At 65.4% G+C, this 26,550-nt stretch carries 24 protein-coding genes; 21 read left to right on the forward strand and 3 right to left on the reverse strand.

Annotated elements, in window-relative coordinates:
* Positions 1 to 94: 94 nt before the first annotated feature.
* Complete coding sequence (gene phhA, locus MRS60_RS00470) at positions 95 to 1,021, reverse strand: phenylalanine 4-monooxygenase (RefSeq protein ID WP_243565060.1); 927 nt, start codon at positions 1,019 to 1,021, stop codon at positions 95 to 97.
* A gap of 106 nt (positions 1,022 to 1,127) precedes the next feature.
* Here phhA and MRS60_RS00475 point away from each other — a divergent pair, with 106 nt between their 5' ends.
* The gene (locus MRS60_RS00475) at positions 1,128 to 1,613 is read left to right on the forward strand and encodes an Lrp/AsnC family transcriptional regulator (protein WP_006408082.1); all 486 of its coding nucleotides are present in this window, start codon (positions 1,128 to 1,130) and stop codon (positions 1,611 to 1,613) included.
* Positions 1,614 to 1,693: 80 nt separating this feature from the next.
* On the opposite strand, the gene MRS60_RS00480 is transcribed toward MRS60_RS00475, so the two are convergent.
* Entirely contained in the window at positions 1,694 to 2,227 is a 534-nt protein-coding gene (locus tag MRS60_RS00480; RefSeq protein ID WP_105390365.1) for a class IV adenylate cyclase, read from the reverse strand.
* Positions 2,228 to 2,463: 236 nt separating this feature from the next.
* Positions 2,464 to 3,363: a LysR family transcriptional regulator gene (locus tag MRS60_RS00485; protein WP_243565061.1), complete on the reverse strand. Its 900-nt coding sequence runs from the start codon at positions 3,361 to 3,363 to the stop codon at positions 2,464 to 2,466.
* Positions 3,364 to 3,865: 502 nt separating this feature from the next.
* On the opposite strand from MRS60_RS00485, the gene MRS60_RS00490 reads away from it, so the two are divergent.
* From MRS60_RS00490 to MRS60_RS00585, 20 genes are all read left to right on the forward strand, one after another.
* Complete coding sequence (locus MRS60_RS00490) at positions 3,866 to 5,551, forward strand: GMC family oxidoreductase (protein WP_243565062.1); 1,686 nt, start codon at positions 3,866 to 3,868, stop codon at positions 5,549 to 5,551.
* A gap of 447 nt (positions 5,552 to 5,998) precedes the next feature.
* The gene (locus MRS60_RS00495) at positions 5,999 to 6,778 is read left to right on the forward strand and encodes an ABC transporter ATP-binding protein (protein WP_006477266.1); all 780 of its coding nucleotides are present in this window, start codon (positions 5,999 to 6,001) and stop codon (positions 6,776 to 6,778) included.
* Positions 6,775 to 7,530, forward strand: coding sequence for an ABC transporter ATP-binding protein (locus MRS60_RS00500; protein WP_034183823.1), 756 nt, complete (start codon positions 6,775 to 6,777; stop codon positions 7,528 to 7,530). The genes MRS60_RS00495 and MRS60_RS00500 overlap by 4 nt, the downstream gene beginning before the upstream one ends.
* Before the next feature lie 77 nt (positions 7,531 to 7,607).
* Positions 7,608 to 8,807, forward strand: coding sequence for an ABC transporter substrate-binding protein (locus MRS60_RS00505; protein WP_034183824.1), 1,200 nt, complete (start codon positions 7,608 to 7,610; stop codon positions 8,805 to 8,807).
* Between the two features lie 128 nt (positions 8,808 to 8,935).
* Positions 8,936 to 9,820 (forward strand): branched-chain amino acid ABC transporter permease, encoded by an 885-nt coding sequence (locus MRS60_RS00510; RefSeq protein ID WP_034183825.1) that lies wholly within the window; start codon positions 8,936 to 8,938, stop codon positions 9,818 to 9,820.
* Entirely contained in the window at positions 9,820 to 10,794 is a 975-nt protein-coding gene (locus MRS60_RS00515; protein WP_034183981.1) for a branched-chain amino acid ABC transporter permease, read from the forward strand. The genes MRS60_RS00510 and MRS60_RS00515 overlap by 1 nt, the downstream gene beginning before the upstream one ends.
* A 1,122-nt stretch (positions 10,795 to 11,916) precedes the next feature.
* Entirely contained in the window at positions 11,917 to 13,074 is a 1,158-nt protein-coding gene (locus MRS60_RS00520; RefSeq protein ID WP_034183826.1) for an ABC transporter substrate-binding protein, read from the forward strand.
* A gap of 200 nt (positions 13,075 to 13,274) precedes the next feature.
* Positions 13,275 to 14,330 carry a branched-chain amino acid ABC transporter permease gene (locus tag MRS60_RS00525; protein ID WP_243565063.1) on the forward strand — a complete coding sequence of 352 codons (1,056 nt, stop codon included), beginning with the start codon at positions 13,275 to 13,277 and terminating at the stop codon, positions 14,328 to 14,330.
* A 4-nt stretch (positions 14,331 to 14,334) separates the two neighbouring features.
* On the forward strand, positions 14,335 to 16,119 hold the full coding sequence (locus MRS60_RS00530; RefSeq protein WP_243565064.1) for a branched-chain amino acid ABC transporter ATP-binding protein/permease: 1,785 nt from the start codon (positions 14,335 to 14,337) through the stop codon (positions 16,117 to 16,119).
* The gene (locus MRS60_RS00535; protein ID WP_131946230.1) at positions 16,119 to 16,874 is read left to right on the forward strand and encodes an ABC transporter ATP-binding protein; all 756 of its coding nucleotides are present in this window, start codon (positions 16,119 to 16,121) and stop codon (positions 16,872 to 16,874) included. Before MRS60_RS00530 ends, MRS60_RS00535 begins: the two co-directional genes overlap by 1 nt.
* A gap of 567 nt (positions 16,875 to 17,441) precedes the next feature.
* On the forward strand, positions 17,442 to 19,412 hold the full coding sequence (gene mnmG, locus MRS60_RS00540; protein ID WP_243565065.1) for a tRNA uridine-5-carboxymethylaminomethyl(34) synthesis enzyme MnmG: 1,971 nt from the start codon (positions 17,442 to 17,444) through the stop codon (positions 19,410 to 19,412).
* Positions 19,409 to 20,095: a 16S rRNA (guanine(527)-N(7))-methyltransferase RsmG gene (gene rsmG / locus MRS60_RS00545; protein ID WP_243565066.1), complete on the forward strand. Its 687-nt coding sequence runs from the start codon at positions 19,409 to 19,411 to the stop codon at positions 20,093 to 20,095. Before mnmG ends, rsmG begins: the two co-directional genes overlap by 4 nt.
* 50 nt (positions 20,096 to 20,145) lie before the next feature.
* Positions 20,146 to 20,925, forward strand: coding sequence for a ParA family protein (locus tag MRS60_RS00550; RefSeq protein ID WP_034183831.1), 780 nt, complete (start codon positions 20,146 to 20,148; stop codon positions 20,923 to 20,925).
* Between the two features lie 31 nt (positions 20,926 to 20,956).
* Positions 20,957 to 21,850, forward strand: coding sequence for a ParB/RepB/Spo0J family partition protein (locus MRS60_RS00555; protein ID WP_034183983.1), 894 nt, complete (start codon positions 20,957 to 20,959; stop codon positions 21,848 to 21,850).
* A gap of 10 nt (positions 21,851 to 21,860) precedes the next feature.
* The gene (locus tag MRS60_RS00560; protein ID WP_034183832.1) at positions 21,861 to 22,991 is read left to right on the forward strand and encodes an SLC13 family permease; all 1,131 of its coding nucleotides are present in this window, start codon (positions 21,861 to 21,863) and stop codon (positions 22,989 to 22,991) included.
* A gap of 566 nt (positions 22,992 to 23,557) precedes the next feature.
* Positions 23,558 to 24,082 carry an ATP synthase subunit I gene (locus MRS60_RS00565; RefSeq protein WP_034183833.1) on the forward strand — a complete coding sequence of 175 codons (525 nt, stop codon included), beginning with the start codon at positions 23,558 to 23,560 and terminating at the stop codon, positions 24,080 to 24,082.
* A gap of 109 nt (positions 24,083 to 24,191) precedes the next feature.
* Positions 24,192 to 25,043 (forward strand): F0F1 ATP synthase subunit A, encoded by an 852-nt coding sequence (gene atpB, locus MRS60_RS00570; RefSeq protein WP_034183834.1) that lies wholly within the window; start codon positions 24,192 to 24,194, stop codon positions 25,041 to 25,043.
* 75 nt (positions 25,044 to 25,118) lie between these two features.
* Positions 25,119 to 25,388 carry a F0F1 ATP synthase subunit C gene (gene atpE, locus MRS60_RS00575; RefSeq protein WP_006482730.1) on the forward strand — a complete coding sequence of 90 codons (270 nt, stop codon included), beginning with the start codon at positions 25,119 to 25,121 and terminating at the stop codon, positions 25,386 to 25,388.
* 129 nt (positions 25,389 to 25,517) lie between these two features.
* Positions 25,518 to 25,988, forward strand: a complete 471-nt coding sequence (locus tag MRS60_RS00580; protein WP_006751767.1) for a F0F1 ATP synthase subunit B — start codon at positions 25,518 to 25,520, stop codon at positions 25,986 to 25,988.
* A gap of 2 nt (positions 25,989 to 25,990) precedes the next feature.
* Positions 25,991 to 26,530, forward strand: coding sequence for a F0F1 ATP synthase subunit delta (locus tag MRS60_RS00585; RefSeq protein WP_034183835.1), 540 nt, complete (start codon positions 25,991 to 25,993; stop codon positions 26,528 to 26,530).
* Positions 26,531 to 26,550 lie beyond the last annotated feature (20 nt).

The following is a 26,550-nucleotide window of genomic DNA, read 5'->3' on the forward strand; positions in this document are numbered from 1 at the left end:
GACGGCCATCCGGGGACGGGCGGACGGGCACCCGGCATCCGGCATCCGGCATCCGGCATCCGGCATCCGGCGCGCGCTGGCGCGCGCTGGCGCGTTACGCGTCGGCGTCGTCGGGCCAGCCTTCGCCCGTGCCGCGATGCAGCACGCGGTCGGTATCGAGCACCGCGCCGGCCGCGAATTCGGGCAGGGCCGCGAGCCGGTCGCCCAGCGCGCGGCCGTCGACGTCGGCGAGCGCGAACAGCTGCGCGAAATCGTCGATCACGAAGTAGGTCTTCTGGAACGTGTCGATCCGGTACTTCGTGCGCATCACGCGTTCGAGGTCGAAGCCGAGCCGGTTCGGCGCCGCGCTTTCGAGGCTGTACAGGCTCTCGCCCTTGCTCGACACGATCCCGGCGCCGTAGATCGACAGCCCGTTCGTGCCGCGCGGGTCGCGGATCAGCCCGAATTCAACTGTATACCAGTAGAGGCGCGCGAGCCGCGCAAGCGCCGCTTCGTCGTCGGCGACCGCGAGCGCGGTGCGGCCGTACGCCTGCATGTAGTCGGCGAACACCGGGTCGATCAGCAGCGGGACATGGCCGAACAGGTCGTGGAAGCAGTCGGGTTCCTGCAGGTAGTCGAGCTGGTCGGGACGGCGCATCCACCAGGTGACCGGAAAACGCCGGTTCGCGAGATGCCCGAAGAACACGCGGTCTGGCACGAGGCCCGGCACCGCGACGATCTCCCAGCCCGTCGCGGGCTTCAACTGGCGGTTCACGTCCGCGAACGACGGCACGCGATCGGCCGGCAGGTCGATCTTGCCGAGCCCCGCGACGAACGCGTCGCAGGCGCGCCCGCGCAGCAGCGCCGACTGGCGTGCATAGAGCTGCTTCCACACCGCATGGTCGACCTGGCCGTAGCGTTCGAGCGGCTGGTCGATGGTGAAATCTGCGCGGGTTTCGAGGCCCGCGTCGAACTGCTCCTGCAGTTTCGCGGTGACGACGGTGGACATGATCAGGCTCTGCACGCTGTGGTTGGGAACCATGCAAGTGTAGAGCGGCCTTCGCGCGGAATGGGCGCAAAGTTGGCGTTGATTTGCCTGATGATGCGATAATCTCGCATCAAATCACGAATCAATGCGGAGAATGCTCATGCTGGAACTCGATCACTTCGATCTCGCGCTGCTGGACGTGCTGCAGCGCTTCGGTCGCGCGACGCATCAGCAGCTCGGCGAGGAGGTGCCGCTGTCGCCGTCGCAGATCGGCCGGCGGCTGCAGCGGCTCGAGGCGGCCGGCGTGATCGAAGGCTACCGCGTGATGCTGCGGCCCGAAAAGCTCGGGCTCGGCGTCACCGCGTTCACGAGCCTGAAGCTCAAGCACCACGGCGATTCGATCATCGAGCAGTTCCAGCAGCAGATCGACGTGCTGCCGGAAGTGCTCGAATGCCATGCGGTGGTGGGCGATGCCGACTACCTGCTGCGGATCGTCGCGCCCGACCTGAACGCGCTGTCGCAGTTCGTGATGAAGAAGCTGATGCGCGTACCGGGCGTCGACAGCGTGCGCTCGAATATCGTGCTGACGACCTTCAAGCGCAACGGCGCGCTGCCGCTCGCGCACCTGGCGCCCGGCGCCGCGTGACGCGGCGGCCAGAGCAAGCCCGCTATTAGCGGGAACCGGCCCCAAGCGGCGCGTACCGCACCGTCGCCGGCGGGGCCGGATCAGGCCGTTTCGTGCGGCGTGTCGGCGTTCAGCAGGTCGACGTACGCGACCGCGACGAGATCGTCCTGCGACACGCCGAGCTTCGTGAACACGTCGTGCGCTTCGGCCTCGCCGCCGGCTTCGTCGTCGTCGGGGCCGAGCACGACTTCCAGTTCGATGAAGTCGCCGAGGCCGTCGACGCGGTCGAGGTGGATGCGCGTGCGGCCTGCGAGGTACACGTGCCGTTCCTTCGTCACGATCCCGCGCGTGGTCAGCGCGGTCGCGAGCAGCGCGTGCATCGCGTCGGGATTCGTCACGGGGCTGCGCGTGTAGTACGACGCCTTCGGGCCGTCGCGGTCGTCGCGCTGGTAGAAGATCAGTTCGGCCGGCGTGCCGTCCTCGAAGCGGCGCAGCTTCAGCCGGCCGCGCGGCACGTCATAGAAGAAATCCTGCTGGCGGTAGAACAGCGGCGCTTCGGCCGCGAGCGTCGCCGCGCGTTCGCGCAGCTGGTCGAATTCGCGGGCGCGGGCTTTGATCTCGATGTTGCGGGCCATGCGGGTCTCCTTCAATCGGGGTCTCGCGGTGTGCGAACGCACAATCTAGCAAAAAGGCGGGGACGGCGGCGTGACGACGGGCAGGGGGCGGCGAGATGACGCGTGTTGCGCGTTGTGCGCGACGCTGGTGCACGGCGTGTGGCGTGTGGCGTGTGGCGTGTGGCGTGTGGCGTGTGGCGTGTGGCGTGTGGCGCGCGGCCCGCGGCCCGCGGCGGCTGCGCCTTCATCAGCACCGCTCATATCGCCCACTGGGCTTCGATCAGCCGCAGCGCGGCTGCGATCGCCGGCTCGTCGCGCCGCTCGGCGAGCGTCACGAACGTCAGTTCGGTCGGCACCGTCACACGTTCGACGATTGCCAGCGCGTGCGCATGCGCTTCGGCCAGCGCGGTCGAGTCGCGCGCGAGCGTCAACCCGATGCCCGATTTGACGAGGTCGAGCATCGACTGCTCCTGATCGACCTCGGCGACCTTCACGGGCTGCGCGCCGGCTTCCGCAAAGCGTCGCGACAGCAGCCGGTGATGCGCGGACGCCGGCGGCGTCCAGATCCACGGCAGCGCGGCGAGCGCACGCCAGTCGTGCGCTCGCTGCACGCGCTCCTTCCAGCCGGCCGGCGCGAGCACGCGGTACTGGAAATGCGTGAGCGTGACGGTGTGGAACAGCGCGCCGTCGAGCTGATCGTCCTCGCCCGGCCGGCCGATGTAGTAGCCGACGTCGAGCGCCTGTGCGCGCACCTGTTCGATCACCCAGCCCGACATCCCGTGCCGCAGCGTCGTCTCGATCTGCGGATGGGTCTCGACCAGCGCGCGCAGGAAGCCGCCGAGCCGCAGGAAACCCGGATCGAGGATCGTGCCGATCCGCAGCCGGCCGCGCACCTCGTGCCGCAGCGCAGCCGCGGCGCGCTGCACGTCGGCGGCCGCGGCGAGCGCACGTTCTGCGTGCGGCAGCAGCGTCTGGCCGTCGCGCGTGAGCGCGAGCCCGCGCGATGTGCGCGTGAACAGCGTGACGCCGAGCGTTTCCTGCAGATGCTTGATCTGCAGGCTGACGGCCGGTTGCGTCAGGTGCAGTTGCGCAGCGGCGCGCGTCAGGTTGCCTTCGCGCGCGACCGTCGCAAACGCGCGGAGCAGGGTGAGATCCATCGTCGTGATATGAGCGCTGCTTATAACGCAGTTCAGCATAACTCATTGGATCGGCGGCCGGCAGCCGGAGTACGCTTCATCGGTCGCGTCGCCCGGCGCGTTCCGGCCGGCATCTGGCCGGGGGTATGGCAGGGCAGGCGGGCGCTGCTGCAGACACCCGCCGTGACGCACTATGCTGGAAATGATGCGCGGTATCGCAGCGCGCGGGATAAAACAACGAGATTGCATGGGACCAGCGTAAGCGCTAACTCCATCCAACCACGCCATGGGACCCGAGTAAGTGCTAAAGCATTAACTCAGGTCGACCGCCGTGGGGATGGAGTAAGTGCTGAAGCGCCAACTCCATCCAGCCACGCCATGGGACCCGAGTAAGTGCTAAAGCACTAACGCTGGTCGACCGCCGTGGGGATGGAGTAAGCGCTGAAGCGCTAACTCCATCCAGCCACGCCATGGGACCAACGTAAGCGCTAAAGCGCCAACGCTGGTCGACAGGAGACAAACAGTGACTACTCAACGCACGCTCGAAGGCGAATTCGATTACGTGATCGTCGGCGCGGGCACCGCAGGCTGCGTGCTCGCGAACCGCCTGACCGAGGATCCCGACATCCACGTGCTGCTGCTCGAAGCGGGCGGCAAGGACGACTATCACTGGATCCATATCCCGGTCGGCTATCTGTATTGCATCGGCAACCCGCGCACCGACTGGCTGTACAAGACGCAGCCCGAAGCGGCGCTCAACGGCCGCGCGCTGTCGTATCCGCGCGGCCGCGTGCTCGGCGGCTGCTCGTCGATCAACGGGATGATCTACATGCGCGGCCAGCGCGAGGATTACGACAGCTGGGCGCAGGAAACCGGCGATGCGGGCTGGTCGTGGGACAGCGTGCTGCCGATCTTCAAGCGCAGCGAGGATCACCATGCGGGCGCGAGCGACGCGCACGGCGCGGGCGGCTTCTGGCGCGTCGAGAAGCAGCGGCTGCGCTGGGAGATCCTCGAATCGTTCGCGCAGGCCGCGCAGCAGACGGGCATCCCGGCGACCGACGATTTCAACCGCGGCGATAATTCCGGGGTCGGCTATTTCGAGGTGAACCAGAAGCGCGGCGTGCGCTGGAATACGTCGAAGGCGTTCCTGCGGCCCGCGATGGCGCGCCCGAACCTGACCGTGATCACCGGCGCGCAGGCGCAGCGCGTGATCTTCGAAGGGCGGCGCGCGGTCGGCGTCGAGTATCACGGCGGCGGCACCGATTATGTCGCGCGTGCGCGTGCGGAAGTGCTGCTGACGTCCGGTGCCGTGAATTCGCCGCAACTGCTCGAACTGTCGGGTATCGGCTGCGGCCGGCGGCTGCAGGCGCTCGGCATCGACGTCGTGCAGGATCTGCCGGGCGTCGGCGAAAACCTGCAGGATCACCTGCAATTGCGGATGGCGTTTCGCGTCGAAGGCGTGCGCACGCTCAACACGCTGTCCGCGCACTGGTGGGGCAAGCTGATGATCGGCGCCGAATATGCATTGCTGCAGCGCGGGCCGATGTCGATGGCGCCGTCGCAGCTCGGCGCGTTCGCGAAATCCGATCCAGACGATCCCGCGCTCACGCGCCCCGATCTCGAATACCACGTGCAGCCTCTGTCGCTCGAACGCTTCGGCGAGCCGCTGCACAGCTTCAACGCATTCACGGCATCGGTCTGCCATCTGCGGCCGACGTCGCGCGGCAGCGTGCATGTCACGACCGCCGATCCGGGCATCGCGCCCGCGATCGCGCCGAACTATCTGTCGACCGACCACGATCGCCATGTCGCCGCGAACGCGCTGCGCCTCACGCGCAGGATCGCGTCCGCGCCGGCGCTTGCGCGCTATCGTCCCGAGGAAATCCTGCCGGGCGCACAGTATCGGACCGAGGCCGAACTGATCGAAGCGGCGGGCGCCGTCGGCACGACGATCTTCCATCCGGTCGGCACCTGCCGGATGGGGCGTGCCGACGATGAGCGCGCGGTGGTCGACAGCCGGCTGCGCGTGCGCGGCATCGCGGGGCTTCGGATCGTCGATGCATCGGTGATGCCGTTCATTACGTCGGGCAACACCAATTCGCCGACGCTGATGATCGCCGAGCGCGCGAGCGACATGATTCGTGCCGATCGCCGCGCGGCGCGCGACGCGACGCCGGTGCGAACGGAGGCCACGGTGACGGCCGCATGACGGCACGCTGACACGCGCGACAGCGGGCCGTCATGCGGGCGCCTGCTGATTCGATATGCGAAACAAGCTGCGGTGCCGTTGCAGCGGCCATGCCGGTTGCGGCGGTTCGAGCGGCAAGATCCATGCGAGCCGCGCTGCTTTTTCAATTGCACGCGTACTGCGCCGTGCGGGCGATCAACAGTCGATGATGCACGTGTCAAAAAAGCGTGGTGAAAAACCGTGCATGGCCGCATGCGGCATCGCGGCCAGCCCTATAAGTGCAAATCCCGATGATTGCACTGCACCAACGGCGCGACAATGTTGCGCAATGTGCATACGCGTCGGCGCGGGAGACCACCCTCGAGGCGTACCACGGCGCCCGGGGGCAGCCGGCTGATCCGCTGACCTGTTCGCGGCCGCTTGCGCCACGCTTCCCGGTGCTTCGCCTGACTTCGTACGGAAGGGAACATGATTCTCGGCGACACGATTCTGGAAACACGCGGACTGACGAAGGAATTCAGGGGTTTCACCGCCGTGAACGGCGTCAACCTGCGTGTGCGGCGCGGCGCGATTCATGCGCTGATCGGGCCGAACGGCGCGGGCAAGACGACCTGCTTCAACCTCCTCACCAAGTTCCTGACACCGACGGCCGGCCAGATCGTCTTCAACGGGATCGACATCACCGACGAGCGGCCTGCGCAGGTGGCACGGCGCGGCATCATCCGCTCGTTCCAGATCTCGGCCGTGTTCCCGCACCTGACCGCGCTGCAGAACGTGCGCATCGGCCTGCAGCGCGCGCTCGGCACCGAATTCCACTTCTGGCGCAGCGAACGCACGCTGAAGCGGCTCGACGATCGCGCGATGGATCTCCTCACGCAGGTCGGCCTCACCGATTTCGCGCACGTGCCGACCGTCGAACTCGCGTACGGCCGCAAGCGTGCGCTCGAGATCGCGACGACGCTCGCGATGGAGCCCGAACTGATGCTGCTCGACGAGCCCACGCAGGGGATGGGCCACGAGGACGTCGACCGCGTGACCGCGCTGATCAAGAAGGTTGCGAGCGGCCGCACGATCCTGATGGTCGAGCACAACATGAACGTGATCGCGGGCATCTCCGACACGATCACCGTCCTGCAACGCGGCGAGGTGCTGGCCGAAGGCTCGTATGCGGAAGTGTCGAAGAATCCGCTCGTCATCGAGGCCTACATGGGCAGTGCCGATGCGGCGCTCGCGGGGGCGCACGCATGAAGCACAGCGAACGGGAGGAACGCGAATTGAGCGGCGTCGAGAGCGGTACGCCCGCGCTGGAGATCACGGGCCTGGAGGCCTGGTACGGGGAATCCCACATATTGCACGGTGTCGACCTGACGGTGCATCGCGGCGAGGTCGTCACGCTGCTCGGCCGCAACGGCGCGGGCCGCACGACGACGCTGCGCGCGATCATGGGCCTCACGGGGCGCCGCAGCGGGTCGATCAAGGTCGCGGGCAACGAGACGATCGGCCTCGCGACGCACCGCATCGCGCATTTCGGCATCGGCTACTGCCCGGAGGAGCGCGGAATCTTCTCGAGCCTTTCATGCGAGGAGAACCTGATGCTGCCGCCGCCGATCGGGTCGCGCGAGCATGCGATGTCGCTCGACGAGATCTACGCGATGTTCCCGAACCTCGCGTCGCGCCGGCAGAGCCAGGGCACGCGGCTGTCCGGCGGCGAGCAGCAGATGCTCGCGGTCGCGCGGATCCTGCGCACCGGCGCGAACCTGCTGCTGCTCGACGAGATTTCCGAAGGCCTTGCACCGGTGATCGTGCAGGCGCTCGCGCGGATGATCGTCGCGTTGAAGGCGCGCGGCTACACGATCGTGATGGTCGAACAGAATTTCCGCTTCGCCGCGCCGCTTGCCGACCGCTTCTACGTGATGGAGCACGGCCGCATCGTCGAGCATTTCCTCGCGGCCGAACTGGAAAGCAAGATGCCGACGCTGCACGACCTGCTCGGGGTGTGACGCCGCCCCGTTTCCCTTGCCGCTAGCCGTGGCGGCCCTCGAATAACCACAACGCATCAGAACAACAGGAGACGTCAATGAAAATGAAGACCCTCGCACACGCCTGTCTCGCGCTCGCGACCGCCGCGTTCACTGCCGGCGCCGCGCATGCCGCGGATACCGTGAAGATCGGCTTCGTCACCGACATGTCGGGGCTTTACGCGGACATCGACGGGCAGGGCGGCCTCGAGGCGATCCGCATGGCGGTCGCCGACTTCGGCGGCAAGGTGCTCGGCAAGCCGATCGAGGTCGTGTACGCGGATCACCAGAACAAGGCGGACATTGCCGCGTCGAAGGCGCGCGAATGGATCGACCGCGGCGGGCTCGACCTGCTCGTCGGCGGCACGAATTCGGGGACGGCGCTGGCGATGGCCAAGCTCGCCGCGGAGAAGAAGAAGGTCTACATCAACATCGGTGCGGGCGCGGACACGCTGACGAACGAGGAGTGCACGCCGTACACAGTGCACTATGCGTACGACACGATGGCGCTCGCGAAAGGCACCGGCTCGGCGGTGGTGAAGCAGGGCGGCAAGACGTGGTTCTTCCTGACCGCCGACTACGCGTTCGGCAAGGCGCTCGAGAAGAACACGTCGGACGTCGTGAAGGCGAGCGGCGGACAGGTGCTGGGTGCGGTGCGGCATCCGCTGTCCGCGTCGGATTTCTCGTCGTTCCTGCTGCAGGCGCAATCGTCGAAGGCGCAGATCCTCGGCCTCGCGAACGCGGGCGGCGACACGATCAACGCGATCAAGGCCGCGAAGGAATTCGGCATCACGAAGACGATGAAGCTCGCCGGGCTGCTGATGTTCATCAACGACGTGCACAGCCTCGGCCTCGAGACGACGCAGGGCCTCGTGCTGACCGACAGCTGGTACTGGAACCGCGATGCGGCATCGCGCCAGTGGGCGCAGCGCTACTTCGGCAAGATGAAGAAGATGCCGTCGAGCCTGCAGGCGGCCGACTATTCGTCGGTGACGACCTACCTGAAGGCCGTGCAGGCCGCCGGCACGACCGACTCCGACAAGGTGATGGCCGAGCTGAAGAAGATCAAGATCAGCGACTTCTACGCGAAGGGCTATATCCGCGCGGACGGCAGCATGATCCACGACATGTACCTGATGGAGGTGAAGAAGCCGTCCGAATCGAAGGAGCCGTGGGATTACTACAAGGTGATCGCGACGATTCCGGGCGAACAGGCGTTCACGACCAAGCAGGAAACGCGCTGCGCGATGTGGAAGTAAGTGCGACGTAGCGGCGCGCAGGGGCGCGCCGCGCGATGGCGGCTGCAGCGATGTGCCCGCTGCGCCGCCCGCGTGTGCAATGCAGAAAGGTTGCGCACGCAACGAAACTCATTCTGACGGCTAAGTCGATGGAAATCTTTGGCATTCCGTTGCCGGCGATGCTGAGCCAGTTGCTGCTCGGGCTCGTCAACGGCTCGTTCTACGCGATCCTGAGCCTCGGGCTCGCGGTGATCTTCGGGCTGCTCAACGTGATCAACTTCGCGCACGGCGCGCTGTTCATGCTGGGCGCGATGCTCGCGTGGATGGGGCTGTCGTATCTCGGGCTGCCGTACTGGGCGATGCTCGTGCTGGCGCCGCTGGTCGTCGGTGCGTTCGGGATCGCGATCGAGCGCTCGATGCTGCGCTGGCTGTACAAGCTCGATCACCTGTACGGGCTGCTGCTGACGTTCGGCCTGACGCTCGTCGTCGAGGGCGTGTTCCGCTCGATCTACGGCGCGTCGGGCCAGCCGTACGACGTGCCGTCGCAGCTTTCCGGCGCAACCAACCTCGGCTTCATGTTCCTGCCGAACTATCGCGCGTGGGTCGTCGTCGCGTCGCTCGCGGTGTGTCTCGCGACGTGGTTCGTGATCGAGAAGACGCGCCTGGGCGCGTACCTGCGCGCGGGCACCGAGAACCCGAAGCTCGTCGAGGCGTTCGGCGTGAACGTGCCGATGATGATCACGCTCACCTACGGCTTCGGCGTCGCGCTCGCCGCGTTCGCGGGCGTGCTGGCCGCGCCGGTGATCCAGGTGTCGCCGCTGATGGGCCAGCCGATGATCATCACCGTGTTCGCGGTGGTCGTGATCGGCGGGATGGGCTCGATCCTCGGTTCGATCGTCACGGGCCTGATGCTCGGCGTGATCGAGGGTTTCACGCGCGTGTTCTATCCCGAAGCGTCGGCCACCGTCGTGTTCGTGATCATGGCGATCGTGCTGCTGTTCCGCCCGGCGGGCCTCTTCGGCAAGGAAAAATGATGCAGAGAAAAGTGCTCTACGGCGTGCTGCTCGCCGCACTGCTCGCCGCGCCGTTCATCGGCGCGTATCCGGTCTTCGTGATGAAGGTGCTCACGTTCGCGCTGTTCGCGGCCGCGTTCAACCTGCTGATCGGCTATACGGGGCTGCTGTCGTTCGGCCATGCGATGTTCCTCGCGACCGCCGGCTATACGACCGGCTATTCGATGCAGACGCTCGGTTTCACGCCGGAGCTCGGCGTGCTCGTCGGCACCGTCACCGCGACGCTGCTCGGGCTCGTCGTCGGGTTGTTCGCGATCCGCCGGCAGGGCATCTACTTCGCGATGATCACGCTCGCGTTCGCGCAGATGGTCTACTTCATCTACCTGCAGGCGCCGTTCACGCGCGGCGAGGACGGCCTGCAGGGCGTGCCGCGCGGCCACCTGTTCGGGCTGCTCGACCTGACGAACGACGTCACGCTGTACTACGTCGTGCTGGCGGTGGTCGTCGCCGCGTGCGCGTTCATCGTGCGGGTCGTCCATTCGCCGTTCGGGCAGGTGCTCGTCGCGATCAAGGAGAACGAGGCGCGCGCGATCTCGCTCGGCTACGACACCGACCGCTTCAAGCTGCTCGCGTTCATCCTGTCGGCCGCGCTCGCGGGGCTGGCCGGCTCGCTGAAGGTGCTCGTGCTCGGCTTCGAGACGCTCTCCGATGCGCACTGGACGATGTCGGGCCTCGTCGTGCTGATGACGCTCGTCGGCGGGATGGGCACGCTGTTCGGGCCATTGCTGGGCGCGGCGCTGATCGTCGCTTTGGAAGACCGGCTCGGCGACATCGGCGAATGGCTCGCGTCGACGACGGGCGTCGCGTGGTTCCATTCGCTCGGCGAATCGACGACGATCGTCACCGGGCTGATCTTCATCGCGTGCGTGCTCGCGTTCCGGCGCGGCATCGTCGGCGAGATGGTCGCGCGGATCAAGCCGCTCAGGGCGTCCTGAGCGTGTGCCGCATGCGTCGCCGCACGTTGATGCGAAGCACCATCCGGCGCGCTCCGGAACGGCGCTGCAGCGGGCTCGAGACGGTGCCGCGCGGCAGGCTGGTGCCCCATTTTCGTGCGGCGATGCACCATAGGGGTAAATGCTAAGTTGCCGTGGTGCTTAAGCCTCTTTAAGATTCACTTCAGTTCTGATGCACCGCGAAACGAATTTGCAGGTGGAGAACGAGGAGACAATCGAGGCACAAAGTGCCCGGACCCCAAAGCGCTGTTGGACGGAATCCAACAGCGCTTTTTCATTTGCGTGCACGGATTTCCACCGATGGTGCATCGGCCTGCGCAATTGCCGTATTCCGCGCTTGCGTTCGCATCGCGTCTTTTCCGCGCTTCGCCGCGTCCCCCGCTTTTCCCTTTCCCGCAATCCGGTCGCAGACGGCGTGTTGCGATGCGCAGGCTGTCCGGGCTTACCCGGTTGGCGTGCGCGAAACGCGTCCGTTACACTTGGCTTTCGCCGACCGCGCGGTCGGGAAAATCGGTCGGCAGTTCTCCTACAAGCACAATGCAGAAGAGGGAGTACGGTTGGATGAGCAGCGCAGGACGATGGACCGGGGCAGGAAGGGCGGCTGGCGCCGCTCGTTCGTCATTGGGTGCGCATCGCGGTATTTCCCGGCCTTCCCGAGCCGTCCTGCGGCCGGTACGCGCGTTCCGGCGCGATTCGCCGGCATGGCGCCTTCGCCGGTCGTTGCGCTCGCACCCGTCTCGGCATGAACCGCCGCTTGTCCGATCTTTCGCCGCGGGCGCGCGTGGCCGGGCCGAGCCTGGCCGGCGCACCTTCCGGCGATCGTTGCGCACGCATCGATTGCCCGCGCGATCCCGCATTTCTTTGCCTTCTTCATCCCGGCGACACTGCTGCTGCGCATCGTGGCAGTCGAACGAACGTGTCGGCCGCGATGTACGCGCACGTGCATGCGCCGCGCTGTCGGGATCCTGTCGCGGTGGCGGCGTTTCACGGGAAAACGAGCGTAGGCGCGGCAATTAGAGATAGTTAAATTATTAACTTGTTTGGGAAACGGGAGCCGCCCGAGCGACCCGCGGATTTTTCGAGCAGCGTTTGGAGACAACGTAAATGAAGATGAATCGATGGATGGAGGCCGTGCTTGCCGCTGGCCTCGTGTGCGCGGCGGCTACGGCGTCGGCGCAGGTGAAGATCGGCGTGACGCTGTCGGCCACCGGGCCGGCCGCGTCGCTCGGGATTCCGGAAAAGAACACGATCGCGCTGCTGCCGAAGGAAATCGCGGGCAAGAGCGTGCAGTACATCGTGCTCGACGATGCGTCCGACACGAGCCGCGCGGTGCAGAACGTGCGCAAGCTGATCGACGAAGACCACGTCGACGCGATCATCGGTTCGTCCGTCACGCCGAATTCGCTCGCGATGCTCGACCCCGTGTCGCAGGGCAAGACGCCGACGATCTCGCTCGCGGCGAGCGCGCAGATCATCGCGCCGATGGACGCGAAGCGCGCGTGGATGTTCAAGGTGCCGCAGAACGACCAGCTGATGGCCGACGCGATCGCCGGCTACATGGCGAAGCACGGCGTGAAGACGGTCGGCTTCATCGGCTTCGCCGATGCGTACGGCGACAGCTGGTACAAGACGTTCAGCGCGGCGGCCGAGAAGAACGGCCTCAAGATCGTGTCGAACGAGCGCTTCAACCGCACCGATGCATCGGTGATGGGGCAGGTGCTGAAGCTGATGGGCTCGAATCCGGATGCGATGCTGATCGCCGGCTCCGGCACGCCGGCCGCGCTGCCGGCCAAGACGTTGAAGGAGCGCGGCTACAAGGGCAAGGTGTACCAGACGCACGGCGTCGCGAACAACGACTTCCTGCGCGTGTGCGGCAAGGACTGCGAAGGCGAGATCCTGCCGGCCGGTCCGGTGCTCGTGACCGACCAGCTGCCGGATTCGAACCCGGTGAAGAAGGCGGCGCTCGGCTACAAGGCCGCATACGAGAAGGCCTACGGCGCGGGCTCGCTGGCGACGTTCGGCGGCCATGCGTGGGATGCGGGGCTGCTGCTGCAGCGCGCGATTCCGGAGGCGCTGAAGAAGGGCCAGCCGGGCAGCGAGGCATTCCGCGAGGCGCTGCGCGCATCGCTCGAAAGCGTCAAGGATCTGCCCGTGTCGCACGGCGTGATCAACATGACGTCGACCGATCACAACGGCTTCGACACGCGTGCACGCGTGATGGTGCAGATCGCCGACGGCAAGTGGAAGCTGCAGGCCGAGTAAGTATCACGTGAAACCGGCGTGCGCGGCGCGAACGGCGCCGTGCACGCCGTGGCAGGGCGCCGGGCCTGACGGGCCGCGCCCGTGCCGCCTGGAACCACCGGGGCTCGCCGCGTGGCGCGCCGACGCGCCGATCTTGCCGTCCGTGCGCGCCGGTTGTTCCCGTCGCCGTTTTTCCGCAGCATTCTCGATACAAGACACGTATGGATCTCTCGATTGCGGCGATCCTCGCGCAAGACGGCATCACGACCGGCGCCATTTATGCATTGCTGTCGCTGGCGCTCGTGCTGGTGTTTTCCGTCACGCGGGTGATCTTCATTCCACAGGGCGAATTCGTCGCCTACGGTGCGCTGACGCTTGCGGCGTTGCAGGCGCAGAAATTTCCCGCCACCTGCTGGCTGCTGTTCGTGATGGGCGTCGCGTGCTTCCTGCTCGAAGTCGGCGGCCTGATCCGGCATCGCGAACGGCGCCATCAGCTCGGCCGCACGCTCGCGACGCTCGGCAGCCGCTACATCCTGCTGCCGCTAGCGGTGTTCGCGATCACGCGCAGTTTTGCCGTGCAGCCGATGCCGATGCTCGCGCAGATCGCGCTGACGCTTGCGATCGTCGTGCCGATGGGGCCGTTCGTCTACCGGCTCGTGTACCAGCCGATCGCCGAGGGCACGACGCTGCTGCTGCTGATCGTGTCGGTCGCCGTCCATTTCGCGATGGTCGGCCTCGGGCTCGTGATGTTCGGTGCGGAAGGCTCGCGCACCAACGGATTCTCGGATGCGTCGCTGTCGATCGGCAGCATGACGGTGTCGGTGCAGAGCATCCTGGTGGTCGTCACGGCGCTCGTGCTGATCGGTGCGCTGTACGTGTACTTCGGCCGCACGATCGCCGGCAAGGCGCTGCGCGCGACGTCGGTGAACCGGCTCGGCGCGCAGCTCGTCGGCATCGGCACGACCGAAGCAGGGCGGCTCGCGTTCACGTTCGCGGCGGGGCTCGGCGTGCTGTCCGGGATCCTCGTCGGCCCGCTGACGACGATCTATTACGACTCGGGCTTCCTGATCGGCCTGAAAGGCTTCGTCGGCGCGATCATCGGCGGCCTCGTCAGCTATCCGCTCGCGGCCGCCGGCTCGCTGCTCGTCGGCGTGCTCGAATCGTATTCGTCGTTCTGGGCGAGCGCATACAAGGAGGTGATCGTGTTCACGCTGATCATTCCGGTGCTGCTGTGGCGGAGCTTCGTGACGCCGCATGCGGAAGAGGAAGAGGAGTGACGCGATGAAGACGATGGTACGCAACAAGACCTTCTGGGTGTTTCTCGTGGTGCTGTTCGCGCTGCCGGTGCTGCCCGGCGCACTGCAGGTGCCCGAGTACTGGATCACGCTGCTCAACTACATCGGCCTCTATGCGATCGTTGCGATCGGGCTCGTGCTGCTGACGGGCGTCGGCGGGATGACGAGCTTCGGGCAGGCCGCGTTCGTCGGCATCGGCGCGTATGCGACCGCGTTCCTGACGACGCGCTACGGTGTGTCGCCGTGGCTCGCGCTGATCGTCGGCGTCGTGCTGACGGCGCTCGTCGCGCTCGTGCTCGGCGTGGTCACGATGCGGCTGTCCGGGCACTTCCTGCCGCTCGGCACGATCGCGTGGGGCCTCGCGCTGTTCTACCTGTTCGGCAACCTCGAACTGCTCGGCAAGTACGACGGGATCAACGGGATTCCGGCGCTGAACCTGTTCGGCATCACGCTCGAAAGCGGCCGCAGCCTGTATTTCCTGATCTGGGCCGTCGTGCTGGCCGCGATCGTGTCGGTGCAGAACCTGCTGAACAGCCGGCCGGGCCGTGTGATCCGCGCGCTGCGCGGCGGCGGCGTGATGGCCGAGGCGATGGGCGTGAACACCGCATGGATGCGCGTCGTGATCTTCGTCTATGCGGCCGTGCTCGCAGCTGTGTCGGGCTTTCTGTACGCGCACCTGCAGCGCGCAGTGAACCCGACCCCGTTCGGCCTGAACCACGGGATCGAATTCCTGTTCATGGCCGTGGTCGGTGGCGTGTCGCACGTGTGGGGCGCGGTGCTCGGCGCAGCGATCCTCACCGTGCTGCAGGACTACCTGCAGACGCTGCTGCCGAAGCTGCTCGGCTCGGAAGGCAACTTCGAGATCATCGTGTTCGGCGTGCTGATGGTGCTGCTGCTGCAGTACGCGCGCCAGGGCGTGTGGCCGTTCGTCGCGAGGCTGTTCCCGCGTGGGCCGCGTGCGCATGTGCCCGAGCACGCCGAACCGTTGCCGCAGCGCGCGAAGCCCGCGGCCGGCGAGCCGCTGCTCGTCGTCGACAACGCACGCAAGCAGTTCGGCGGGCTCGTGGCCGTCAACGACGTCAGCTTCGACGTGAAAGCAGGGCAGATCATCGGGTTGATCGGCCCGAACGGCGCCGGCAAGTCGACCACGTTCAACCTCGTGACGGGCGTGCTGAAACCGACAGGCGGCGCGATCACGTTCCGCGGCGAACGCATCGACGGGCTCACGTCGCGCCAGATCGTCCGGCGCGGCATCGGTCGCACGTTCCAGCACGTGAGGCTGCTGCCGGCGATGACGGTGCTCGAGAACGTCGCGATCGGCGCGCATCTGCGCGGCCATACCGGTGTCTGGCGCAGCATCGCGCGGCTCAATGCACACGAAGAAGCGCAGTTGCTGGCCGAAGCGGCACGCCAGATTCGTCGCGTCGGGCTCGAAAAGCACATGTACGACGAAGCGGGCAGCCTTGCGCTCGGTCAGCAGCGGATTCTCGAAATCGCGCGTGCGCTGTGCTGCGACCCGACGCTGCTGCTGCTCGACGAGCCGGCCGCCGGGCTGCGCTACCAGGAGAAGCAGCAACTCGCCGACCTGCTGCGACGGTTGAAGGCGGAAGGCATGAGCGTGTTGCTCGTGGAGCATGACATGGACTTCGTGATGAACCTCACCGACCGGCTGGTGGTGATGGAGTTCGGCACGCGGATCGCGGAAGGTCTGCCGCAGGACGTGCAGCAGGACCCGGCGGTGCTCGAAGCGTATCTGGGCGGGGTGGAGTGATGACGGACACGACGATGCCGATTCTCGACGTGCGCGGGCTGGCAGTCCGGTACGGGAAAGTGGAGGCGCTGCACGGCGCGGCGATCAAGGTCGGTGCGGGGCAGATCGTCAGCGTGATCGGCCCGAACGGCGCAGGCAAATCGACACTGCTGAACGCGATCATGGGCGCGCTGCCGGTGACCGGGCATGCGTCGGGCGCGGTCGTGTATCGCGGCAACGACGTCGGCGCATTGCCGGTCGAGCAGCGGGTCGCGCGCGGGATGTGCCTCGTACCGGAAAAGCGCGAGCTGTTCAGCACGATGACGGTCGAGGACAACCTCGTGCTGGGCGCGTATCGGCGCAAGCAAGCTGGTGAATCGAACTTCCTCGACCAGCTCGATCACGTGTTCGCGCTGTTTCCGCGGCTGAGGGAGCGGCGCAAACAGGCGGCCGGCACGCTGTCAGGCGGCGAGCGGCAGATGCTCGCGGTCGGCCGCGCACTGATGGGCAAGCCCGACCTGCTGATGCTCGACGAGCCGAGCCTCGGGCTCGCGCCGCTGATCGTGAAGGAGATCTTTCATATCATCAGTGCGTTGCGCGGTACGGGCGTTGCAACGCTGCTGATCGAGCAGAACGCCAGGGCCGCGTTGCAGATCTCCGACTACGGTTATGTGCTGGAGACGGGCGAGTTTGCGCTGGAAGGGCCGGCGGCCGAACTTGCGCAGAATCCGCGCGTGATCGAAACGTACCTCGGGTTGGCGAAGAAGACGGCTTGATAGTCGCGGCGGTTGGCGGGAAACGGACGGCGTGTTTCACGTGAAACACGCCGTTTTTGTTTGTGGGGTTGGAGTAATGTCTCGATGGCCGGTGGTTTGCGGCCAGGGGATAAGTGTCGGGGGAATAGTCGGAAGTTCTGTGTGGTGGCGGTGGGTAATGTGTCCACAGATTCCTGGCGCATGGGTCTCTGCACAGGCTGACGACGTGTCGAATCTCGGGGGATAAGTGCCGGACCAATAACAGGGAAGTCTGTGAGGAGGCGGTGGCACAGGATCTGGCGCCAAGGTTGTCGCGCCGGCCACAGGAATCGATGTCGGTCTGTCCTCTGCGGGCCATTTCCACGCTGATCTGTTTTTTGCACAGCCACGACGATGTGCGCCATTCCGGCCCAGAGCCTTGCTGCAGAAGGCGCGACCCCACGAATTCATTCATCCACAGTCGAAAAAACGCCTAAATGAACGGACCCTACCATTCGGACGGCCTTCGAGTGAAAAGCGAACCCGCTATAATTCGGCCCATACATTTCTCTGATAGGTTCGTGCGCAGCCCTGCGTACGGAATCCACCATGCTTTTTCCCACAGAATTTGACGTCATCGTCGTCGGTGGCGGTCATGCCGGCACGGAAGCGGCGCTGGCGTCCGCCCGAATGGGCGCGAAGACGCTGCTGCTGACCCACAACATCGAAACGCTCGGGCAGATGAGCTGCAATCCGTCGATCGGCGGCATTGGCAAGGGCCATCTGGTCAAGGAAGTCGACGCCCTGGGCGGCGCGATGGCCGCGGCGACGGACGAGAGCGGTATTCAGTTCCGGATCCTCAATTCGTCGAAGGGCCCGGCCGTGCGTGCGACGCGTGCGCAGGCCGACCGCATCCTGTACAAGGCCGCGATCCGCCACCGGCTCGAGAACCAGCCGAACCTGTGGCTGTTCCAGCAGGCCGTCGACGACCTGATGGTCGAGGGCGACCGCGTGGTGGGCGCCGTCACGCAGATCGGCATCCGCTTCCGCGCTCGCGCGGTCGTGCTGACGGCCGGTACGTTCCTCGACGGCAAGATCCACGTCGGCCTGAACAACTATACGGGCGGTCGCGCGGGCGATCCGGCGGCCGTGTCGCTGTCGTCGCGCCTGAAGGAGCTGAAGCTGCCGCAGGGCCGCCTGAAGACCGGTACGCCGCCGCGTATCGACGGCCGCACGATCGACTTCTCGAAGCTGGACGAGCAGCCGGGCGACCTCGATCCGATCCCCGTGTTCTCGTTCCTGGGCCGTGCAGAGCAGCATCCGCAGCAGTTGCCATGCTGGGTCACGCACACGAACGAGCGCACACACGACATCATTCGCGGCGGCCTCGACCGTTCGCCTATGTATACAGGCGTGATCGAAGGCGTCGGGCCGCGTTATTGCCCGTCGATCGAAGACAAGATCCACCGGTTCGCATCGAAGGAATCGCACCAGATCTTCCTCGAGCCGGAAGGGCTGACGACCAACGAGTTCTACCCGAACGGGATCTCGACGAGCCTGCCGTTCGACGTCCAGCTCGAGCTCGTGCATTCGATGCGCGGCCTCGAGAACGCGCATATCCTGCGCCCCGGCTACGCGATCGAGTACGACTACTTCGACCCGCGCGCGCTGAAGGCATCGCTCGAGACGAAGGCGATCAACGGGCTGTTCTTTGCGGGCCAGATCAACGGCACGACCGGCTATGAAGAGGCGGCCGCGCAAGGCGTGCTGGCCGGCCTCAACGCGGGCCGCTACGTGCAGGAGAAGGACGCATGGTGCCCGCGCCGCGACCAGGCATACCTTGGCGTGCTGGTCGATGATCTCGTGACGCGCGGTGTGGCCGAGCCGTACCGGATGTTCACGAGCCGCGCCGAATATCGCTTGAGCCTGCGTGAAGACAACGCCGACATGCGCCTGACCGAGATCGGCCGCGAACTGGGCCTCGTCGACGACGTGCGTTGGGACGCATTCAACCGGAAACGCGACGCTGTTTCACGTGAAACCGAACGCCTGAAATCGACGTGGGTCACGCCGAAGACGCTGCCGCCGGAAGAGGCGACCGCGCTGCTCGGCAAGGCGATCGATCATGAATACAGCCTCGCCGAGCTGCTGCGCCGTCCGGGCGTCAGCTACGACGGCGTGTGCGGCCTGAAAGGCGGCGAATGCGGCCCGGCCGAGCCGCTCGCCGACGATCCGGTGCTGCTCGAACAGATCAAGGAGCAGGTCGAGATCGGCATCAAGTATCAGGGTTATATCGAGCGTCAGGCATCCGAGATCGAACGCAACGACGCGAACGAGAGCACGCGTCTGCCGGACGGTATCGATTACCGCGAAGTGCGCGGCCTGTCGTTCGAGGTGAGTCAGAAACTCAACGAGTTCCGGCCGGAAACGATCGGGCAGGCGTCGCGCATTTCGGGCGTCACGCCGGCGGCGATCTCGCTGCTGATGGTGCACCTGAAGCGCCGCGGCCTCGGCCGCCGTAATGGCACTGCCGCAGAGGCAACGGAGCAGGGGGACGGCGCCGTCCCGACGCAACAATGACGGCGCGTCGCGCGCCGGCGGTTAATCGGGACGTACTGGAACAGATGCTCGTCGACGGCACGACGGCGCTCGGCCTCACCCTGACGGATGCACAACGCAACCAGTTGCTCGACTATGTCGCGCTGCTCGGCAAGTGGAACGCGGTCTACAACCTGACCGCGATCCGCGACCCGAAGCAGATGCTGATCCAGCACATCCTCGATTCGCTTTCGATCGTCCCGCATCTGCGTGGCCGCGCGTCGGCCCGCGTGCTCGACGTCGGCTCGGGCGGCGGGTTGCCCGGGATCGTGCTGGCGATCGTCGAGCCGGACTGGCAGGTCACGCTGAACGATATCGTGCAGAAGAAGTCGGCATTCCAGACGCAGATGCGCGCGGAACTGAAGCTCGCGAACCTGTCGGTGGTCACCGGGCGGGTCGAATTGCTGCAGCCGGGCGTCGAAGTGCCGGAAAAATTCGACATGATCGTATCCCGCGCCTTCGCTGATCTGTCCGACTTCGTTAAACTTGCTCGACATCTGGTCGCGCCGGGCGGATCGATTTGGGCAATGAAGGGCGTACACCCGGACGACGAGATTGCACGGTTGCCGGAAGGCAGCCGTGTGAAGCAGACGATGCGGCTGACGGTGCCGATGCTCGATGCCGAGCGGCATCTGATCGAAGTGGCCGTCGACGAAGCGAAATGAAGGCGCGCGGTACGCGCCGTTTGTTTGAAGGTAAAGGGAACACACCAACGATGGCAAAGATCTTCTGCGTTGCGAACCAGAAGGGGGGCGTCGGCAAGACGACGACATCGGTCAATCTCGCCGCAAGCCTTGCAGCGCAGGAGCAACGAGTCCTGCTGATCGATCTCGACCCGCAGGGCAACGCGACGATGGGCAGCGGGATCGACAAGGCCGCGTGCGAATCGACCGTGTACGAGGTGCTGGTCGACGGCGTGTCGGTGACCGATGCACGCGTGCGTCCGGAAGGCGTCACCTACGACGTGCTGCCCGCGAACCGCGAGCTGTCCGGTGCCGAGATCGAACTGATCAGCATCGACAACCGCGAGCGCCGGCTGAAGGCGGCGCTCGAGCACGTTGCCGACGACTACGACTTCGTGCTGATCGATTGCCCGCCGACGCTGTCGCTGCTGACGCTGAACGGGCTGTGCGCGGCGCATGGCGTCGTGATCCCGATGCAGTGCGAATACTTCGCACTGGAAGGGTTGTCGGACCTCGTCAATACGATCAAGCAGGTTCACGCGAACATGAACCGCGACCTGAAGATCATCGGCTTGCTGCGCGTGATGTTCGATCCGCGCATCACGCTGCAGCAGCAAGTCTCCGATCAACTGAAAGCGCACTTCGGCGACAAGGTGTTCGACGCGGTGATTCCGCGCAACGTGCGCCTGGCGGAAGCGCCGAGTTACGGGCTGCCGGGCGTCGTGTTCGACCGCAGCTCGCGCGGTGCGCAAGCGTATCTGCAGTTCGGTGCCGAGATGATTGAACGCGTTCGCGCGTTCGAGGTGTCGTGATCCGGACATGAGCGAAGCGAGGAAGAAAGACATGAACGCGGTACCAAAGAAGAAGGGCTTGGGACGTGGCCTCGAAGCGCTGCTCGGCGGCAGCGCCGATATCACCGAAGCGGTGAAGATCGAAGGCGCACCGAACACGCTCGCGCTCGGCAAGCTGCAGGCCGGCAAGTACCAGCCGCGGACGCGGATGGACGAAGGCAGCCTGCAGGAGCTCGCGGCAAGCATTCGCGCGCAGGGCGTGATGCAGCCGATCCTGGTACGGCCTATTTCATCAGACAAATACGAGATCATCGCGGGCGAGCGGCGTTTCCGCGCGGCGCGCCTGGCAGGCCTCGACGAAGTGCCGGTGCTCGTGAAGGACGTGTCCGATCAGGCCGCCGCGGCGATGGCGCTGATCGAGAACATCCAGCGCGAGGATCTGAACCCGCTCGAAGAGGCGCACGGCATCCAGCGCCTGCTCGACGAGTTCGGTTTCACGCACGAACAGGCGGCCGAATCGGTCGGCCGTTCGCGCAGCGCGGTGTCGAACCTGCTGCGCCTGCTGAACCTCGCTTCGCCGGTGCAGACGATGCTGCTGGCCGGCGATCTCGACATGGGGCACGCGCGCGCGCTGCTCGCGGTCGATGCGGCAACGCAGATCACGCTCGCCCATCAGGTCGTCAACAAGCGCATGTCGGTGCGCGAAACCGAGAAGCTCGTCGCACATACGACGAAGGAAGCGCCCGCCGTGAAGGCTCGCGCGAAGGACGACGGCGGCCGCGACACGCGCCGTCTCGAGGAGGAGTTGTCTGACCTGCTCGCGTCGACGGTGAAGATCAAGCTCGGCCGCCGCGGGCGAGGGCAGGTGATGATCGACTTCGGCAACCTCGATGCGCTCGAGGGCATTCTCGCGCGGCTGCGCGGCAACGTAGCGACCGAAGAGTAACGAGTTGGCGATGACTGAGACGGGCGCACCGGCGCCGCGCCGGTGGCTCGGATGGCTTGCGCAGGAGCCCGTGCTATCGGTGCTCGTGCTTGGCCTGATCGTGCTGCAATGGGTGCGTCCGCAACCATTTTCCGTACTCGCCGGCCGCGTCGACTGGCAGACGGTCGCGACGCTCGCGGGCCTGCTGATGCTGACCAAGGCGCTCGAGTTGTCCGGCTGCCTGATGTGGCTCGCGCACCGCATCGTGCATCACGTGCATTCCGAGCGCGGGCTCGCGATGCTGCTCGTCGTGTTCGCGGCGGTGCTGTCGATGTGGCTGACCAACGACGTCGCGCTGTTCGTCGTCGTGCCGTTGATGGTGTCGTTGCGCGCGCTGACGCCGCTGCCGTTCCGGCGGCTCGTGATTGTCGTCGCGCTGGCCGTCAACGCGGGGTCCGTCGCGACGCCGCTCGGCAATCCTCAGAATCTATTCCTGTGGCAATTGAGCGGCATGTCGTTCGGCCGATTCGTGGTCACGCTCGGGCCGCTCGCGATCGCGCTGATGGCGCTGCTGCTCGCGCTGACCGCGTGCGCGTTTCGCGCAAAACCGCTCGACCTGTCCGGCGACGTCGTCGCATTGCCCGTGCAGCGCATGCACGCGCTGATCGCCGCGGTGCTGTTCGCGGCATTCGTGCTGCTCGCCGATGCGCACCATCCGCTGCCGGGTCTGGTGGCGGTCGCGATCGTGCTGTTCGTCGTAAAACGTGACGCAGTCCTGAAGATCGACTGGCTGCTGCTGCTGATCTTCGTCCTGATGTTCGTGGTGCTGCGCAGCGCGGCTGCGCTGCCCGTCGTTCACGACGCGATTGCGCATGCGCGTCTCGATTCGCCGCTGCGCGTATTTGCGGCCGGTGCCGTCCTGTCGCAAGGGATCAGCAACGTGCCGGCCGCGATCCTGCTATCGGAATTCACGCACGACTGGCGTGCGCTCGCGTTCGGCGTATCGGTCGGCGGTTTCGGTTTCGCGATCGGTTCGCTCGCGAACCTGATCGCGGTGCGTCTCGCGAAGGAGCCGCGCATGTGGCTGCCGTTCCACCTGGTCTCGATTCCGTTCGCGCTCGTGAGCGCGGCACTCGGCGCGTGGCTGCTCGTGCACGGTTGAGCGTTGCGGATGCGTGCGGCACTGGCGTGCCGTTCGAGTGGCGGGGAGGGGGCGCGACGTTCGCGATGATTGCGAGGCTGTTGATAAGGGCTGCGATTCACAGTCGATCGCCTGTGGTGGTGCGACAACTGATTGGATGATTCGACGCGTCGGCATCCGATCGAATTTCGTGCATCGGGCACGGTTGACCGGCCACAGTGTTTTGCTTGTCCCGGGTGTCGGGCCGAGTCGTTCCGGGCAGCTGCTTCACAGCGGTTTTTCGACGGCGATCGTGCCGCTTCGTTCGAGCCCGCGTCGGGCATCGCTTCCACGCCATCTACCATCACCGGACATTTTTCGAGCAAGAAATACCGGTGCAAAAATTCGACCTTACAACTGTCATCGTACGTCGTCGAATCGCGTGTTTTTCACATGATGAGGCGTCGTTTTACGCAGGTTTTTGTCGCGTCTAAAGCCTTGAATCACTTGCAACTATCGCTTACAATCGCCCGGATTTGTTAGCTAGGCACCCCTGAAAGCTTTCGGAAAGCTTGGGGCCGGGTTCAAGGATTTTGCGGAAGATTGCGATGGCGGGTCAGGCGCCGGACGACAGGCACGATGATCAGCGCACGCAACGCACCGCTTCGGCGGCCGGCGAGCGGCGCGAATCCGACGATGACTGGGATGCCGAGCAACAAGATAACAACATCGTTCCGCTCACGCGGGCAGAAGCCGAGAGGCTGTTCGGCCCGGACGTGAGCAAGCCCTCGCGCGTGACCCCCTACAAGGTGGTGATCGCGCAAGTGGTCTTGTCCCTGGTTGCAACGCTGGCGTGGTGGCTGTTTTCGAAGTCGCCGGGCGCCGCTGCGCAATCCGCGTTTCTGGGTGGAGCGATCGGCTGGGTACCAAGTGCGCTGTTCGTGGCACGACTGAAGGCAGGTGGTTCGGCCACCGTGATGAGCTGGGTGATGGGCGAAGCCCTGAAGCTCGGCCTGACGATCGGGATGTTCGCAGCAGTGGCGTTCGGCTGGGCCGGCGTGCACTGGGTGCCGTTCCTCGTCACGTACCTCGTCGTGCTGAAGACGTACTGGATCGCACTGGCCTGGCGGTAAGCAACAAGCAGCGTGCGGTTTCGACAACGAACCGCACCGGCCCGTTCCCGCAATAGCGTGTTGCGGAACAGGCAAAACGATTTTCGACAATTTGGGTGGCATTAACGATATGGCAGCTAGCGAAGGCACGCGCGGTCCGGATCCGTCCGAGTACATTGCGCACCACTTGCAGAATTTCTCCACCTCGCATCAGACGTCGATTTTCGACATCCACGTCTGGAATCTCGACACGCTGTTCTGGTCGATCGTATGCGGCATCGTGACGATCCTCCTGCTGCGTCTGGCCGCCCGCAAGGCGACGTCGGGCGTGCCGGGCCGTTTCCAGTGCGCGATCGAGATGCTCGTCGAAATGGTCGAAGACCAGTCGAAGGCCATCGTCCACGGCAATCGCACCTTCATCGCTCCGCTCGCCCTCACGGTGTTCGTGTGGGTCGCGCTGATGAACTCCCTCGACTTTCTCCCCGTCGACCTGCCGGGCCGCGTCATCGGCCTGCTCGGTCTGTCGGACGTGATTTCCCACCATCGCATCGTCCCGACGGCCGACCTGAACGGCACGCTCGGCATCGCGCTCGGCGTGTTCGTCCTGATGATCTACTACAGCATCAAGATCAAGGGCGCGGGCGGCTTTGTGCATGAGCTGCTGTCGGCCCCGTTCGGTGCCCACCCGCTGCTGTGGATCCCGAACCTCGCGCTCAACATCGTCGAATATCTCGCGAAGACCGTCTCCCTCGGTATGCGGCTGTTCGGCAACATGTACGCGGGTGAGCTGTTGTTCCTGTTGATCGCCCTGCTCGGCAGCATGTGGAGCTTCGGTGGCGACGCAACGTTCCTCGGCTTCGTTGGTCACGTGATCGCGGGTAGCGTCTGGGCAATCTTCCACATCCTGATTGTTCTGTTGCAGGCATTCATTTTCATGATGCTGACGCTGGTGTATCTCGGCCAGGCGCACGACACGCACTAAGCGCGGCGTGCAAGAAAGAGTCTTCGTTTTAGTTTTTTAAATCTCAGTTCCAAGTCTTTTCACAAAGGAGTGATCATGCAAGCTTACATCGCCAACATCCAGGGTCTGACCGCCATCGGTATCGGCATCATCATCGGCCTGGGTGCAATCGGCGCCTGTATCGGTATCGCGCTGATGGGTGGCAAGTACATTGAAGCCTGCGCACGTCAGCCGGAACTCATCAACCCGCTGCAAACGAAGATGTTCCTGCTGGCTGGTCTGATCGACGCTGCATTCCTGATCGGCGTTGGTGTCGCAATGCTGTTCGCGTTCGCGAACCCGCTCCTGTCGAAGCTCGCAGGCTAAGGTTCCTCGGAAATTTGCGTCCGGCGTGAGCCGGCGCAGGGCGGAACGGAGACTTGGGGCGCTGATCGAATGCAACTCGATGAGCGCCTTACCGTTTCATTTTTCCGGAATAGCAGATAAGGAAACACCGTGAATCTCAACGCAACTCTGTTTGCGCAAATGGTCGTGTTCCTGGTCCTCGCGTGGTTCACGATGAAGTTCGTGTGGCCGCCGTTGATCAACGCCCTCGACGAACGTTCGAAGAAGATCGCCGACGGCCTCGCCGCCGCGGAGAAGGGCAAGGCGGAACTCGACGCAGCGCACAAGCGCGTGGACCAGGAACTCGCGCAGGCCCGCAACGACGGCCAGCAGCGCATCGCCGACGCTGAAAAGCGTGCCCAGGCGGTCGCCGAGGAAATCAAGGCCAACGCCCAGGCTGAAGCCGCCCGCATCGTCGCCCAGGCGAAGGCGGAAGCAGAACAGCAAATCGTGAAGGCGCGCGAAGCGCTGCGTGGCGAAGTCGCCTCGCTGGCCGTGAAGGGCGCCGAGCAGATCCTGAAGCGCGAAGTCGATCAAACGGCCCACGCCCAACTGCTGAATCAACTGAAAGCCGAGCTCTGATCATGGCCGAACTTGCAACCATCGCCCGCCCTTACGCAGAAGCGCTGTTCCGCGTGGCCGAGGGCGGTGACATCGCCGCCTGGTCCACGCTCGTGCAAGAGCTGGCCCAGGTTGCGCGTCTGCCGGAAGTACTGTCGGTCGCGTCGAGCCCGAAGGTGACGCGCACGCAAGTAGCCGAGCTGCTGCTTGCTGCGGTGAAGTCGCCGCTCGTGGCCGGCGCCGAAGCGAAGAACTTCGTGCAGATGCTGGTCGACAATCATCGCATCGCGCTGCTGCCGGAAATTGCCGAGCAGTTCGAGGCGCTCAAGAACGAACGTGAAGGTGCTGCCGACGCCGAGATCGTGAGCGCGTTCCCGCTGAACGGCGCGGATCTCGAAAGTCTCGTCTCGGGCCTCGAACGCAAGTTCAAGCGCAAGCTGAAACCGACGGTCGAAGTCGATTCGTCGCTGATCGGCGGCGTGCGCGTGACGGTCGGCGACGAAGTGCTCGACACCTCGGTTCGCGCGCGCCTCGCATCGATGCAGGCTGCCTTGACCGCCTGAGCGCCACGCCGGCACGCAAC

Source organism: Burkholderia pyrrocinia, assembly GCF_022809715.1.
Taxonomy (GTDB): Bacteria; Pseudomonadota; Gammaproteobacteria; order Burkholderiales; family Burkholderiaceae; genus Burkholderia; species Burkholderia pyrrocinia_C.

Coding starts and splice junctions, on each gene's coding strand:
- phhA (WP_243565060.1), bottom strand. CDS start 1,021: ATGGTTCCCAACCACAGCGTGCAGAGCCTGATCATGTCCACCGTCGTC.
- MRS60_RS00475 (WP_006408082.1), top strand. CDS start 1,128: ATGCTGGAACTCGATCACTTCGATCTCGCGCTGCTGGACGTGCTGCAG.
- MRS60_RS00480 (WP_105390365.1), bottom strand. CDS start 2,227: ATGGCCCGCAACATCGAGATCAAAGCCCGCGCCCGCGAATTCGACCAG.
- MRS60_RS00485 (WP_243565061.1), bottom strand. CDS start 3,363: ATGGATCTCACCCTGCTCCGCGCGTTTGCGACGGTCGCGCGCGAAGGC.
- MRS60_RS00495 (WP_006477266.1), top strand. CDS start 5,999: ATGATTCTCGGCGACACGATTCTGGAAACACGCGGACTGACGAAGGAA.
- MRS60_RS00500 (WP_034183823.1), top strand. CDS start 6,775: ATGAAGCACAGCGAACGGGAGGAACGCGAATTGAGCGGCGTCGAGAGC.
- MRS60_RS00505 (WP_034183824.1), top strand. CDS start 7,608: ATGAAAATGAAGACCCTCGCACACGCCTGTCTCGCGCTCGCGACCGCC.
- MRS60_RS00510 (WP_034183825.1), top strand. CDS start 8,936: ATGGAAATCTTTGGCATTCCGTTGCCGGCGATGCTGAGCCAGTTGCTG.
- MRS60_RS00515 (WP_034183981.1), top strand. CDS start 9,820: ATGCAGAGAAAAGTGCTCTACGGCGTGCTGCTCGCCGCACTGCTCGCC.
- MRS60_RS00520 (WP_034183826.1), top strand. CDS start 11,917: ATGAAGATGAATCGATGGATGGAGGCCGTGCTTGCCGCTGGCCTCGTG.
- MRS60_RS00525 (WP_243565063.1), top strand. CDS start 13,275: ATGGATCTCTCGATTGCGGCGATCCTCGCGCAAGACGGCATCACGACC.
- MRS60_RS00530 (WP_243565064.1), top strand. CDS start 14,335: ATGAAGACGATGGTACGCAACAAGACCTTCTGGGTGTTTCTCGTGGTG.
- MRS60_RS00535 (WP_131946230.1), top strand. CDS start 16,119: ATGACGGACACGACGATGCCGATTCTCGACGTGCGCGGGCTGGCAGTC.
- mnmG (WP_243565065.1), top strand. CDS start 17,442: ATGCTTTTTCCCACAGAATTTGACGTCATCGTCGTCGGTGGCGGTCAT.
- rsmG (WP_243565066.1), top strand. CDS start 19,409: ATGACGGCGCGTCGCGCGCCGGCGGTTAATCGGGACGTACTGGAACAG.
- MRS60_RS00550 (WP_034183831.1), top strand. CDS start 20,146: ATGGCAAAGATCTTCTGCGTTGCGAACCAGAAGGGGGGCGTCGGCAAG.
- MRS60_RS00555 (WP_034183983.1), top strand. CDS start 20,957: ATGAACGCGGTACCAAAGAAGAAGGGCTTGGGACGTGGCCTCGAAGCG.
- MRS60_RS00560 (WP_034183832.1), top strand. CDS start 21,861: ATGACTGAGACGGGCGCACCGGCGCCGCGCCGGTGGCTCGGATGGCTT.
- MRS60_RS00565 (WP_034183833.1), top strand. CDS start 23,558: ATGGCGGGTCAGGCGCCGGACGACAGGCACGATGATCAGCGCACGCAA.
- atpB (WP_034183834.1), top strand. CDS start 24,192: ATGGCAGCTAGCGAAGGCACGCGCGGTCCGGATCCGTCCGAGTACATT.
- atpE (WP_006482730.1), top strand. CDS start 25,119: ATGCAAGCTTACATCGCCAACATCCAGGGTCTGACCGCCATCGGTATC.
- MRS60_RS00585 (WP_034183835.1), top strand. CDS start 25,991: ATGGCCGAACTTGCAACCATCGCCCGCCCTTACGCAGAAGCGCTGTTC.